16 protein-coding genes are annotated in these 12960 nt (G+C 37.3%); 1 reads left to right on the top strand and 15 read right to left on the bottom strand.

Annotation, left to right across the window (positions count from 1 at the left end):
* Positions 1-11: 11 nt before the first annotated feature.
* From BN6559_RS13495 to BN6559_RS13430, 14 genes are all read right to left on the bottom strand, one after another.
* Positions 12-395, bottom strand: coding sequence for a hypothetical protein (locus tag BN6559_RS13495; protein WP_110955211.1), 384 nt, complete (start codon positions 393-395; stop codon positions 12-14).
* 27 nt (positions 396-422) lie between these two features.
* Positions 423-1589 (bottom strand): phage tail tube protein, encoded by a 1167-nt coding sequence (locus BN6559_RS13490; protein WP_110955210.1) that lies wholly within the window; start codon positions 1587-1589, stop codon positions 423-425.
* The gene (locus BN6559_RS13485; RefSeq protein ID WP_110955209.1) at positions 1586-2023 is read right to left on the bottom strand and encodes a hypothetical protein; all 438 of its coding nucleotides are present in this window, start codon (positions 2021-2023) and stop codon (positions 1586-1588) included. The genes BN6559_RS13490 and BN6559_RS13485 overlap by 4 nt, the downstream gene beginning before the upstream one ends.
* Positions 2024-2025: 2 nt before the next feature.
* Positions 2026-2409 (bottom strand): hypothetical protein, encoded by a 384-nt coding sequence (locus BN6559_RS13480; RefSeq protein WP_110955208.1) that lies wholly within the window; start codon positions 2407-2409, stop codon positions 2026-2028.
* Positions 2406-2933 carry a hypothetical protein gene (locus tag BN6559_RS13475; protein ID WP_110955207.1) on the bottom strand — a complete coding sequence of 176 codons (528 nt, stop codon included), beginning with the start codon at positions 2931-2933 and terminating at the stop codon, positions 2406-2408. Before BN6559_RS13475 ends, BN6559_RS13480 begins: the two co-directional genes overlap by 4 nt.
* Positions 2934-2938: 5 nt before the next feature.
* Positions 2939-3991 (bottom strand): major capsid protein, encoded by a 1053-nt coding sequence (locus BN6559_RS13470; RefSeq protein ID WP_110955206.1) that lies wholly within the window; start codon positions 3989-3991, stop codon positions 2939-2941.
* A gap of 15 nt (positions 3992-4006) precedes the next feature.
* Positions 4007-4720, bottom strand: coding sequence for a hypothetical protein (locus BN6559_RS13465; protein WP_110955205.1), 714 nt, complete (start codon positions 4718-4720; stop codon positions 4007-4009).
* Positions 4721-4738: 18 nt separating this feature from the next.
* The gene (locus BN6559_RS13460) at positions 4739-5455 is read right to left on the bottom strand and encodes a hypothetical protein (RefSeq protein WP_110955204.1); all 717 of its coding nucleotides are present in this window, start codon (positions 5453-5455) and stop codon (positions 4739-4741) included.
* 143 nt (positions 5456-5598) lie between these two features.
* Positions 5599-5823: a hypothetical protein gene (locus BN6559_RS13455; protein ID WP_110955203.1), complete on the bottom strand. Its 225-nt coding sequence runs from the start codon at positions 5821-5823 to the stop codon at positions 5599-5601.
* 2 nt (positions 5824-5825) lie between these two features.
* Complete coding sequence (locus BN6559_RS13450; protein ID WP_110955202.1) at positions 5826-7412, bottom strand: polymorphic toxin type 50 domain-containing protein; 1587 nt, start codon at positions 7410-7412, stop codon at positions 5826-5828.
* Positions 7413-7414: 2 nt separating this feature from the next.
* Positions 7415-8836: a hypothetical protein gene (locus BN6559_RS13445; protein WP_110955201.1), complete on the bottom strand. Its 1422-nt coding sequence runs from the start codon at positions 8834-8836 to the stop codon at positions 7415-7417.
* 15 nt (positions 8837-8851) lie between these two features.
* Complete coding sequence (locus BN6559_RS13440) at positions 8852-10135, bottom strand: PBSX family phage terminase large subunit (protein WP_199883998.1); 1284 nt, start codon at positions 10133-10135, stop codon at positions 8852-8854.
* On the bottom strand, positions 10128-10955 hold the full coding sequence (locus tag BN6559_RS13435; protein ID WP_110955200.1) for a helix-turn-helix domain-containing protein: 828 nt from the start codon (positions 10953-10955) through the stop codon (positions 10128-10130). The genes BN6559_RS13440 and BN6559_RS13435 overlap by 8 nt, the downstream gene beginning before the upstream one ends.
* Positions 10956-11432: 477 nt before the next feature.
* Positions 11433-12152, bottom strand: coding sequence for a Cthe_2314 family HEPN domain-containing protein (locus BN6559_RS13430; protein WP_110955199.1), 720 nt, complete (start codon positions 12150-12152; stop codon positions 11433-11435).
* Between the two features lie 139 nt (positions 12153-12291).
* Here BN6559_RS13430 and BN6559_RS13425 point away from each other — a divergent pair, with 139 nt between their 5' ends.
* Positions 12292-12594 (top strand): hypothetical protein, encoded by a 303-nt coding sequence (locus tag BN6559_RS13425; protein ID WP_110955198.1) that lies wholly within the window; start codon positions 12292-12294, stop codon positions 12592-12594.
* Between the two features lie 21 nt (positions 12595-12615).
* Here the strand turns inward: BN6559_RS13425 and BN6559_RS13420 are convergent, their stop codons facing one another.
* The gene (locus BN6559_RS13420) at positions 12616-12960 is read right to left on the bottom strand and encodes a hypothetical protein (RefSeq protein ID WP_110955197.1); all 345 of its coding nucleotides are present in this window, start codon (positions 12958-12960) and stop codon (positions 12616-12618) included.

Here is a 12960-nt window from a genome sequence, read left to right as displayed (position 1 = left end):
TGAATCAACAATTAATATTTAACCAGTATAACCAGTCTGTCCCTTAAGTCAGACTCAATCTGAGCAACCATACTGTTCATACATTGTGGCGAAAATTCTTTTATAAAATTCAAAGGCATTCCCTTAATACGAATTGCCGATATAGGAATGTGAAGATGTGTCGGGTGTTCATTCATTGGATAAGCTTTAATATTTTCTGCCGAATCAAGACGCGTCTTTTGCGCATTAACATGAATCATTACCGCATTATTTTCAAGCCTGTCACGAAGGAATTCTATTTCTTCTGCCATTTCCTGAATGTGCTGCTTGTATTGACTAATCGTATCGTCTGTCTTTGCTTGTGTAAGTTTTTGATTAAGTTCTTTTTCTGACCCACTGTATCCAGAGTAATTCATAAAACATCATCTCCTAAAGGTATTATCTTAATCAGTATTAACCATTTTAAAGAACGGCTCTTTCGGATGATTTACACGATCAGGCATTACTGACAATTCAAGCGTAAAGGATCCCCATTCTTCGGTGATTAAACCAACGTCTCCGTTTGGAGTTACTGACACATGCCAAATTTCCAATGTATATGGACGACCAGTAGATGGATCTCCAATGAAAAGTAAATCACCCTCTATTTTCTTTGCGGTACCACCCATGATCTTTGGATATTTCTTTTCCGGTACTGTGTACGAAACAAATACCTGTGATCCATCAAGGATATTCGAAGTATCTGGAATTGGAATAACGCCACCTCTAAGCTGCGTATCGTCAATAATGTAATCGACACCTGAGATATAAGCACCTTGTTTTGCAGTTACTTTAATTTCGTAAATTTCACCAACAACGAAATCTTGTCCGCTCGCACCTGGTTCAAATTTAACAGTCACACCTTCATCTAGCTCTTGTACTAATCCTGTCATGATAACCGGAGCACTTTGATCTCCATTTAGTTCTTTTCTCCACGTAAATTCTGCATCTGTAATTGTACCCTCAACAGAATTTTCTTTTGTAATTTCAATGTAATAAGCTCCCGACTCAGAACCTGTATAAATTCCTCCAGAAATAACTTTTCCTGTTCCAGGGGTGCCAACTTCGACATATGAAGTTGCTGGATTAACAACTGCCGGAGTAGCTACGGCGGGTAGAATAGAAACATCTTTAATATTTTTATAAGGCACTTGTAAAACTGCACCCAATGTCACATCATGAATTTCTTTTTCGATTGTTTTCTCAGCTTGTATTTCAATACCTTCGGTTCCATACAGCGCCAGCGCCAAATTAAATGGGTTAAATTCGTCAAGTGTTAATGTAGGCTTGTACGACATAGATTTCACAGCTTCAGCATAAAGCTCAGCGGCTGCATCCATAGAACTCATTTTTTGTATCTTTTCAATGTTCGGCGTCATTTTAAAATCAGGGCAGTTTCCCATGTGGCGTAAAGCTTGTTTTGTTCCATCATAATTCCATCGTCTAAAATAAACTTTACCTTTACCAACAATCAAATCGTTTGGTGTTGGCGTACCGAATAACTGCATATCAAAATTAAAACTAGAAAGATGGTTGTTAACATCTCTTTCCAGCGCTTTTGTTTTACTCATATACTATTCCTCCATTCAATTTCTAAAACTATACGGCTCTGACATACAGGTCGCTGTACATCCCCGTCAGACATCACACTTGGCACTTTTACGATTGCGGCAATGCCGATTTCTTTTTTTGCCCATTTAATCCATAGCGGCAATAAATTCATGAATTCTGTCTGATATTTAAACAGCAGTTCATAAGCGTCTGACGGTATTGGGCTGTTACTTTTAAGCAAAATATCCACCCATAACGTAGTCAGCGCCCGATCCCCCGCAGCGTCGTTTTCACTATCGAAAGTAACCTCAATACAGGGATAACTTTTTCCTGTTGCCCTTGTGCCGGCATAGATATTTACTCCATCAAAAACGGGGGCGTCCAGGATATCATTCTGTTTCTTCAAAAATTCCACCAGGCTATTTGCCAGCGGCCACCAGTTTAATTTATTCATACCTACCTCCGATACACGGAAACAGACATCGGGAATGCCCGTTTTTTCGCTGACTTTCCACCAGTAAAGGTGTCGGCTGTAATTTGATCCGTGAGATCATCTACTTCGGCAGCATACACACGACGCTTTAGCTCATAGGCATCTGCGCCTTCCACAGTCCCCGAAGTATTCATCATAGATTGCTTTTTGGCAGCTTCCATGAGCGCATAAGCTTCAGCCAACTGCTGAATTTTAAAAGGAGCAGGCTCTACAATAGAACCCGCTCCCACCCCAAGACTGTTTGCCAAATCTTCGACATAAGCGGTTGATTTTGCAATATGCGTAGGTGTTACGCACTCCTTAAGTAATTCATCATCAATTAAATTTTTATCAAAATATATCCTCATAGCCCTGCCTCCTTAATCGCCAGCCTATTGTTACGTGCAAAAATTTCATTTATCTCCGCCCGATTGCGATCCGCCGACTCATACAAAAATCGATCTGCAGGTGTACCAGGGTGCCTTACTTTTCTAGCAAAAACAAAACCTCCGCGCTTGTCTAAAAACCTTAACATTTTTTTATTTACTGGTTTTATTGCATACGAACCATCTGCCCAGCGATAAAATTTACTTGGCAATCGTTTATCGGCCGGAGCAAAGGTACCTGTCGGCTCATGCACAAACACACCATACGAGGCGATTGCTGGATTAATATCAATAACACCTTCACATTTTTTTAAATTTGTGCGAAACCGTATTGCGCGTTCCAAAGATCCTCCACGGCTTTTAAATTTATGTTGTTCCCTTGCTCCGCGTTGCACCAAACGACATGATTCCTGCAATGCTCTTCTCATATAATTCAGTGTAGTTTCTGGCGACTTCTCCATAGCCTGTAATGTCGCCTGGGCATCCATCTGAACCTTTATGTCCATAATGCTTAACCCACTTTAGCAATAAACACGGAATCAATAGCCTCGAAAGATGGTAATACAATTTCAGAAACAATCGTTATAGAATTCACTGGATGAGGCTCCATAATTGTAGTAATTGCTACACCCGTATTTACGATACTTACCTGCGCCTGAGATTGCCCACTGACTAAATCAGCCTCTTCTGGGGTTGTACCATAATACGTTTTACCAAGATCGCCATCTGGTAGTAAGGTAAAATGATCATCTGGATAAAAGTTTTCACCAGCTCCACCAACTTCAGTTGCAAATTTCTTAGTATAAACAGATATCTGTAACTGTAATTTGGTTTCGAAGTATTCTTTCATCATTTTATCTGTAACAATAATGTTTTCCCCGCCGATCGGATTTATATCTAATCGAATTTTCTTGTTGTTTACAATATTTTTCCACGTCTTCCGTGTGCAGATAGCGCGAGTTGGACGATTACCTGTATCTGTTTCAACTTGATCCATCCAATCTAAAATATCTGAAACGACATCCGCACTTTCTGTATTTGACCATTTAGCACTACCTGCTAATGTGGTTTTATGTTTTGTTGGATGTTTATAATCATACTCGTAGGCTTGTCCATCTTTCGACGCAATTTTAATTTTGCCTGTCGAAAGCAGCTGCATAATCATGCGTTCAGGAATTACGCCCGCGCCATCAACAAGAGTTTTCGCGTCTTGATAAACCTTTTTAATAATCGGATCCGCAATTGCAGAGTTCATGCCTGACATTACTTTTAAAAGTTCTTGACGTTCTTTTTCACCAATCCTGAAAGATTCACGGAAAAACGGCATTTCCGTTTCGATTTTTGCAATTCCAATACGATCCCTTACTGGAGCTTTCGCATCAAACGCACTTGGCGCTAAAGATACTGGCAAACCATTATGCCCTCTAATCCACGATAAATCTAATCCCTGCTGCTTTTCAGCTGGAAACAACAAGCTACCTAAATATGGAATGTTATTGCTTGCTGCAGTTGTATAATACGTAGAAATAACTGGCGCTTGCACCAGATCAAAAATTGATTTCATATTCTATTCCTCCCATTAACCTAAAAATGTAATTTGTTTTAATGCCTCGATATCCGCCGTTGTTGGCTCAATCGGCATTTTCTTTATATCAATAAAACCATGTACAAGCATTGCACCAAGAGCTGGACCATAAGTTACGTCAACATCGTTTTCAAGAACACCTTCTGCGACTCCGCCAGCACCTGCAGTACCGCCAGCTAAAGCAGTGGCGACCAAAGCGGACACTGTGCCACTTCCACTATTACCGTCCGCTGTCATTACATCAACTAAGTCTTGTGCTTCAGTATTTTCTAAGATAATCGCAATAACATCATCAGCAACTGTCGTTACCGTTTTTGTTTCATCAGTCGCAAGATTTACAGTAATAACATTACTTGCTACAGAAACACTCAATTCCTGACTAGCTGTAGTTGGTGCAACGAAAGCGACTTTAATGGAATTTCCATCTACCCCTTTTTCTTTCGCTACAAAAGTAAGATTACTGTTTTCTGTAGTAAAAGTTGTTGTAAAACTGGCTGCCTTTGCGCCTAAGTTTACATCAGAGACAGCTTTGCTTGGATCAAGCAGCACGCCTCCGCCACTAACAATCGTACCTGCTTCTACAATTTTTTCTCCATCCTCATTCACAGTTACCCCCTCATCACTAACAGTTACAGTCATTGCAACCTTGTGATCAGGAAACTTTAAAATTTGTTTTGTCCCAAGATAATTGGTTTGTTTAAATTTCATTATGTATATCCTCCGTAATTATTTAAAATAGCCTTCTAAAGCCTTTTGATTTTCGGTAGAATTTGAATTACCACTTTCGGCCAGTTTTTTTGCATATTCTGTACTTTCGTTATCATTGCTAGCTCCACCATTTGCACCAAGTAAACTTCCTGCGCCAGGCTTTTGAATATTTGCAATTAATTTCGGATGCGCTGTTAAAAATTCTTTTACATAATCATCAATCTTAGAATTTTTATCATCGTTAAAGGCAAGTGACTCATCATCTTCATTAACAACGATCTTCCCAATCAACATATCAACCAAAAGATTGGGATCATCCGCATTGTTTTTGCCTAAAGCTTCAAGTAATGCTGTACGTTTCATGCCATCAAAACGCTTGCCACGTTCTTCAGATAGAGTAGAATTATGCTCTTCGTCTTTAACTCTCAGCTTTTCTTTTAAATTGGTAATTTGTTTTTGCAGGGCGGGATCGGCAGTTTTTTCTTTCATAATCCCCTTAATTGCTTCTTCAAGATCTTCAGTATCATCATCAATACCAAGTGCATCTTGAAATTTTTCAACTCTCTCTTGCAGGGTTTTAATTTTACTCGCATCCCCCTTTGTTTGGGCTTTTAGAACTTTGATATCTGCCGCTTTATCTGTAACAGCTTTATCCTTTGCGGCAACAAAGTTTCTCAAAACGGTTGCATTTGCCTCATCCAGGCCTAATGCCTTGATCAATTCTTCTATTGTCAAATAAATCTACTCCTTTTTTAAAAATAGATACAAAAAATACCGCTAAGAATAATGTCTCGCGGTAACTGTGGCAATCAATGGCACCACCACCTCATTTAATTTTGGACATAATAAAACCACTCAGCAAAAAAATGTGAGTGGTTTTATATTAATATTTCAATTGATTTAATTTCATTCTGATAAAGCTCAACTCCATACTGCTCTCCATCCGATGTAGTTTGAGATATTGAGAAACTATCAGAATCAATATCTTGATAATCTTTATTATCATCAGCACACGTATAATCTGTTACTTCTCCTACAATGATTTGATCATCAATACATGTAACTTTTAATGTTTTATGTAAATACTCTAAAAGATGCTTCACAATTACTCCTCCTTTTTCGGATAATGCGGAACTATATGAGTTCCTCGTTTACTATAGTGAATTTTAAAAACACTAGTAGTAACTTCTTTACCGTTTAAATTATTTACAACAGAACCAACAATTTTATCATTATTATAAATTGTTTCTTTGTGATTCCATTCACCAGATCTCCGTGTTCTAATTTCCCCAGTTCCGGCAAACGTATCGATTAACTGCTGTATTTCAATAAGATTTAAATCAACTCTACTAGGCCCATATTGACCTTTAGATCTAAGACCAGCAACTTTCTGTTTGTAATTATTCGTTCCTTCAATATGTTTATCTTGATTACCCTTATCAATATTTTTAGGCTGTGCCTCTGAACGAATAAATTCTCTTATTTCTTTTATATTACCATTATCATTATTAAGTATCAACTGAAAATCGGCTTTACTTAATCTACTTACGGGTTCATTAAACCCATCCCAACCACGAAGTATAGTTTGCCAGTCAGCGCCACTTTTATATGCCTTTACACCGTCATAGCCAAATAGCATTGCTTGCTGGCCAACATCCAAACTATCAAGATATTCTTTAGCTTTATTGGGATTGAACTTTATTTGTTTATCAATCTCCCAAACAAATACAACTTCAAGCATACACATGCAATGCGGATGGCGCGGTATAAATGGCACTTTCCCTTTTGGATAGATGCCTTTGCCATAACCAACATTCATATTAGCGCAAACATCACATTGATCAAACGGAACAAATTTATGTCGGCTGCTTAATCTCCACCGGTACCCCCATACATCTTCGTCGTCTTGATTTTCAGCTATAAAGCCATCAAACCAGGCTCTGGCAGATTCGGTTCGAGCAATGCGCATCGCATGATATCGTGCTTTTTCCTGCACTGCTGCCCAGGCTGCTTTATTGAGAACTGCAGCATTCAATTCTGGTGCTGTTACTGCGTCCAGAAAATTCTTATACGTAGTACGCAGCTCAGGCATTTTTAAATTTTTTACCGCAGCCTTCAAAGCTTCCGCTTCACCGCGTAATTTTTCAGATACTTTACCACTGCCACCCGCAAGGTCAATTCTTTGAAGAATATTATCGAGGTATTGCGGCAGTTTAGCCTCACGAATTACTTGGTTTCCGCTATTATAGCCGTCGTAAAGCTTCATCGCCATCTCTCGCGCACTTTGCATGTTTAGCATACTAGAATTAATTGTATCAACTATGGTTTCTCTCATTTTGCTATTCGTACCGTGCAATCGCGTGGACAAGTTCATTTTATCGCCAGTCCAGCTGTCGGATAAAAGCTTATCTTTTATATTTACCTGACTGGCTTTTGTGACAATCGAAGGCAGAACGCCATACCCGGAGCAGGCGGCCAGATACATCGCATTTGTAATTTCGGCTTTATTGGCACTAAAAAAAGCCGTATCTGATAAAGCACCAGCTACAGCTTCGGAAACAAACTCTCCCTTTTCGATTCTACTTATAATAACATTGATAAGCTCTTCTGCTATTGTATTGTATTTGGATCCGTACCCTTTCACAATATTTCTGACCGCTTCGCGAAAATCATCTTTATTGAAGTCAGCCATATTTAATCATCCTCAGATTTGCTGTAATCTATATCATCGGACTGCTGATCGATTTCATCCAAAATTGCATTAAGCTCATCATCATCAAGCTCATTTAATACAACGCGGGCGGCTTGTTTCTTAACTTCTTTATTAAATTTACCCCCGATGTTCAGCATCAGCGCTTTTGTTACCTTATCAAGCTCCGCTGAGGTATCAACAACACCAAATTCACTATTATAAGTCGAAGCATAATCAAGATCTTTATTAATATATCGCCCAAAAAGGATTGCAATTTTTTCTTCAAATTCTTCAAGACTTTTCGCGAACTCTGCAATTGTTTGATTGGTAGATTGGTTGTCCCACTCTTTTGCTATTCCGGATGTTTGTTCTTGTACGCCGGTAACATTCGCACGTTCAGCCATACGGTATATTTCCTGCACCATGTTTTTGATTTCGTCTAAAAGCATCTGACTTGGTGCCGAATCCGGCGAAATGTACTCTGGACCTCTACTAGAACCGGCTTTGTAAACAAGCATATCTGTTGTGCCTATAGCGATTTCATTAGCAGTTTCATAATCGTCGCCTTCTCCGATCGGATAGGTCAGTAAACTAAAGGCCTGGTTACGATTACGTTCCCGAAGCTCACTACAAGCATTGAATATAGCGAGGTTTGTTTTTGCAATTGGATAAAATTCTGATTGAGGGGTAATATCATCGTCCTCATCATTTAATGCCCCAAACAGAGGAACTACAGGAATTATACCAATTGGATTATCCCCCTCCTGCCTGCCGTGTTCATCAACCTTGATCCATTTATCATTTGTCCATGTCCAGATAACCGATTTAGAAATTTTGTTTTCATTTACAAGCTCAGTATATCTTAACTTATATTTAAACATCATGATATTCCCAAATTGATCGGTTGCCCAGTCTTCGATTTGATTCGGCCTAACAATGTACATATACGGAAATGTACGATTTCTAATTGCTTCTTCAAAATCACTTGCTTGCTCTATGTAATTATCTACAATTCCAAATACACAACCAAACAATTTAGCCTTAATTGCAGTGCGTTTCATGTACCTGTCAATTTTAGTTCCTTTCCCATCAACATTTTTCAAAAATTCATCAAAAAAAGGATTCGCATTATATTTGCGTACAGGATATTCCTTGAAAATCGGATTCACATGTGCATCTATGCAGGGTTTTGTGTAATTGCAGTAGTAAGCCATAAAACATCGCCGCACATATTTATCAAGAGGTTCACGCGGATGCGGTACAAGATATGTCCCATCTTCAAACCCGCCGGTCCCGGAATATGCATCTTTGAGCAGCAGATACTTATCCGAGATATCACCCAAGAAAGGCGCTGCATGTTTAACAATTTGATACTCACTCATCTGCTTTTTTACTTTTTTAACCTGTTTTCTTCTTACAGCCATCAGCATCCTCCTTTCTTAGAATTTTCCTGTTTGAATGCCATAATCTTTATATGATCCTTTAATATTCGCTACCTCATAACCATCTAACGCATACCATATTGCACTAAACGTATGCGGATCAATACTGAATTCATCTTCAATAATTTCACCGTCTTTATTCAGTTTATAGGTTAGATCCTGCAACTCTTCTATTGTGTGCTCACAGCAAGCCGAACAGATAATTTTCTTAAAGCGCTTAACTTTTTTCGTGTTCTGCAACCGACTGGCAGGTCCTTTTTTAGCACCGGACATCCTAAAACCCTGTTGATTAAAATATTTAATCGTTTTAGGCTCTGCTGAATCGGCTTTGATCAGTTCTTTTGTTTCAACAAATTCCTGTAGATCTAATGCAGTCACATCATCTGTACATTTATTTTTATAATACTCCCAATAGATGTACAAATATTTACGTTTATCATCGATTGCGATACGTAATACTGCATTATAAGATTCTTCAAAACCAAAGTCCATGCCGGCTTTAAAAAAGCGGCTTGGTAATCCATTGATCGCATTTTCAACACGTTTATCTGACTGCACTTCAAATTGTGGCAATACTAATGTGCCATTTACACCAAACCGCCCCTTACGAGCAATTCGGTACAAATCAATGTCATATGTTTTTAGCTCTTCAAGCTGCTCGATGTAGCTGTAAGGCAAAAAAAGATTATCATCAGCTAATGAGTGATGATAATACGTATTGCCAATAACCATAATTCTTTTTTTATAAAGAACTTCATCTTTTACTTTTACATTCTTGAAGAAATGCTTATAAGTCCAATTTGATTTGCCAACAGGATTAGTAGAAAGAATCATATGTAAAGATAATGTTGGATGCCGTAGCCGCCCGATCAGCTCTTTAAAACCGGCATATTTCAGTTCACTGCACTCCTCAATCCACACAATGCTGACGTTATGGATTGATTTTAGTTTCGCTGGTTTATCCATTCCCTTGAAAATAATCTTGCTGCCATTGGGGAAACGGATCTGCATCGGTGATGTTACAATTTTAATCTCATCTTCAAATTCTAAATCTACAATGATTTCTTCAAATAGAGCAAAGCAACTGTCACGTATAGTGTCATAGACTTCACGAACGACCAGCGCAGTGCGTTTTTCCTCAAGCAATTTTAGGATAATTTTTAAAGCAACATGATAACTTTTTGATGAACCGTATCCTCCAACTAGAAAGTAAAATTTGTATAACCAATCGAAAAGAAAATCTTCAAAATGTGGATTTACTTCTTTTTCTACTTCAATCATCGGTTTTCACCTTGCGCTTGATCGTAATATTGATTGGCTCATCCTTACTTGCACCACTGTTTTTTGTTTTATAGATTTCTAATTTTTGTTGCTCAATCAGAAGTTTCTGTTTATCAATTTCTAAATCATGTTTTAATTGTAATTGCTTCGTCTTCTTATCCTGTATCCTGGTCAATGCTTCTTCAAGTTTTAAAATATCATCAATCTTACGACACTCAGTTTCACTAATTGACTCTATGTCCATCACAGGTTTGTTTACACTTATCTCTCTCATTTTACCTGTTTTTTCATCATACACTTGAATGATTTCTTTTTTATCTTTACTAACCATAAATACTGAGCGAGCTTTTTCGGATAAACCGTTCATAAGATCTTGAATTCTTTTAAGCATTCGTCTTTCACGAAGTGTTAATAACCTGATAGCCTCTTCGGTTTGGACAAGCTCATCTGTATCAATTTTTTCATACATTACCTGTTCGTCATCGTCAAGGCAATCTAGCCATATTGTTTCAAACTCACCAGTAGTCACAGCATTTTTATTTCGTTTGGGCGGGCCACCGTTATTACCGACAGCATTCTTGTTACCAACAGGGGCGCCATGACCAGCAGCATTGCGATTGCCTTTTGGTGCACCTGCTTTTTTATCTGGGGTGCACCCTTTTTCTGTTTTGGGTGCACCCTCTCTGGTCCACTTATGACGTTTTTGCCAGGACTTCACGGTATTGATACTGACACCGTATTTTTCAGCGATATCTTTATATTTCATCCCTGCTATGTAATCGGCTCTTGCTTTTTCTGCTTGCTCATTTATTACTGTCATCTACATGATCACCAACTCCCTAAATATCATCAACTATTGATAAATTATGGCTATCGATAGTTGAAATCAATTTTATACACAAAAACAAGCATTTTAGCTTGATTTTTGATAGATTTATACGATTTAAATTGCATATCGTGAATAAAGCATCAAGATTTTACAGATTAATCTGCTTGTATATTTATTAGCTTGTTATTTCACTTCAAAACAGTACCGTTATTCGATTTATATTTGCCGTTCTCGCTCGCACCTACAACGTGGACTAAACGGCGTTTTCATCATGTCACGATAGTTTGTATGCCTGGGTCGTTTTCGGAACGTGACACAAAGCCTGTCAACGTAAAACACCTTATCAGCAGTACATGTTTGATTGTCATTGTATTTGCAATTTTGGTTATTACAGTGTAAGAGCATTGTGTCACCTCCTTGATTTTGGGCATAAGAAAAACGCCTCGGGGAGAGGCGTTTTGGAAAACTTTAATTTTTAATTGCATTTAGTGTTTCAAGTAAGCAATCAATTGCTTCTTTCATGCATTCCATAATTTCTTTTGAAGTCACATATTTACCTACAGTTAAGCTTTTTACATTTCCTTTATCCTTAACAGCAAAAGCGATTAACTCTGTTGGTGGAATACGATGTATAAAACTATGTCTTAACTTAACACTTTCAAATTTATCGCCTTTTTTAATTTTGTTAAGTGTATCAAATAAATTTTTATTTATATTTTCCAACTTTGGGCAAACAATTTTATTAAAGCTAACATCTGTAATAGCGAATCCTAATTTATATTCACCATTTACCACTTGGCCTATAATATCGAATGCTGAAAAAACAACAGAAAAACACGTATAAGCAAAAAAATCGAACATTGCTTTATTTAGTGCTTCTTTTTGAGTATACGGGAAATATTCAATGCATCCTTCTTCTTCATTATTTCTATGCCAAACATCATCATTAAATTTCTCGGCATAATGGTATGCACATGGATAACTTAACTGAATTTGAGATATTTTATTACTCAGAATAATAGTCCAATCTACAGCATCCTTTCCATTTAAAAAGCACCCCCAAATATCAACCTTTTTATTACTCCTAATTTCACTTATGACTTGTTTAAAGCTTTGTAAAGGAAATATTTTTACAGCAATTTCACTAAAAGCCTCGTCTGTTGGGAACTTAGGATAGCCATATTCCACTACGCGCCATCTCCTTTTACCAAATTACTACACACTTCGATAAAAGGAAACATATTCCTGCCAAATATTATAAGAAAAAGGAGTTTTGAAAAAGCATGTCAAATATATAATATTTACATTTATTTCCAAGGTGGTAACTATGGAAGAAGAATTAACTAAAACACAACGTATCTGCAAAAAGATATTTAAAGTTGCACTTATAAATTTTGCATCGTTTGTCATAATATCTCTCCTTCTTGGTGGAGATGCCCTACAAGGCTTCGCATCTGACGGTCATTATTATTTAAAAGATCATGGGAAAGTAAAAGAAACGTATGCTTTTATTTGGTATTTTAGCAGGCTACATGGTCAAAGCATATTTATCACGCATGCCTTCGCTTTTCTTGCATTCATTATCTACAGATTTTCTAAACCTTCACATAAGAAAAAGCCGTCCAGTTAAGAACGGCTTAAATGTTTATTATTATTTGTTAAATGATTCCATAATCATTATACACTCCAGTCCTTTTTTTCGTAAAATATGAAGTTTATTTTCCATTTCATTAAGTTTGTAAAAAAAGTATATTGAAGATAATATTATGGCACATGCAACTACCCATTTATATTCACTAAGAACATATCCTATGATAATATTTATAATACCAAGTGCTATCCCCAATCTCGCATTAATAGTTTTTAATACATCAGACGAGATTTCTACCTCAGATTTTAATTGCGCACATTGTATAATTCGTTCTTTTTGGGGTACAGTATCACACCAATCATAAAGCTTTTCTAAATTTATATCTTTATCTTCCAACAACTTCAT

Origin of the sequence: Massilibacillus massiliensis (genome assembly GCF_900086705.1) — a bacterium.
In the GTDB taxonomy this organism is placed as follows: Bacteria; Bacillota; Negativicutes; order FLKF01; family FLKF01; genus Massilibacillus; species Massilibacillus massiliensis.
This window is presented reverse-complemented; position numbering and strand designations above follow the sequence as displayed.

Bases quoted from the DNA above. Each gene is read 5' to 3' on its own strand.
- BN6559_RS13495 (WP_110955211.1), bottom strand. From the start codon at position 395: ATGAATTACTCTGGATACAGTGGGTCAGAAAAAGAACTTAATCAAAAA.
- BN6559_RS13490 (WP_110955210.1), bottom strand. From the start codon at position 1,589: ATGAGTAAAACAAAAGCGCTGGAAAGAGATGTTAACAACCATCTTTCT.
- BN6559_RS13485 (WP_110955209.1), bottom strand. From the start codon at position 2,023: ATGAATAAATTAAACTGGTGGCCGCTGGCAAATAGCCTGGTGGAATTT.
- BN6559_RS13480 (WP_110955208.1), bottom strand. From the start codon at position 2,409: ATGAGGATATATTTTGATAAAAATTTAATTGATGATGAATTACTTAAG.
- BN6559_RS13475 (WP_110955207.1), bottom strand. From the start codon at position 2,933: ATGGACATAAAGGTTCAGATGGATGCCCAGGCGACATTACAGGCTATG.
- BN6559_RS13470 (WP_110955206.1), bottom strand. From the start codon at position 3,991: ATGAAATCAATTTTTGATCTGGTGCAAGCGCCAGTTATTTCTACGTAT.
- BN6559_RS13465 (WP_110955205.1), bottom strand. From the start codon at position 4,720: ATGAAATTTAAACAAACCAATTATCTTGGGACAAAACAAATTTTAAAG.
- BN6559_RS13450 (WP_110955202.1), bottom strand. From the start codon at position 7,412: ATGGCTGACTTCAATAAAGATGATTTTCGCGAAGCGGTCAGAAATATT.
- BN6559_RS13445 (WP_110955201.1), bottom strand. From the start codon at position 8,836: ATGGCTGTAAGAAGAAAACAGGTTAAAAAAGTAAAAAAGCAGATGAGT.
- BN6559_RS13440 (WP_199883998.1), bottom strand. From the start codon at position 10,135: ATGATTGAAGTAGAAAAAGAAGTAAATCCACATTTTGAAGATTTTCTT.
- BN6559_RS13435 (WP_110955200.1), bottom strand. From the start codon at position 10,955: ATGACAGTAATAAATGAGCAAGCAGAAAAAGCAAGAGCCGATTACATA.
- BN6559_RS13425 (WP_110955198.1), top strand. From the start codon at position 12,292: ATGGAAGAAGAATTAACTAAAACACAACGTATCTGCAAAAAGATATTT.
- BN6559_RS13420 (WP_110955197.1), bottom strand. From the start codon at position 12,960: ATGAAGTTGTTGGAAGATAAAGATATAAATTTAGAAAAGCTTTATGAT.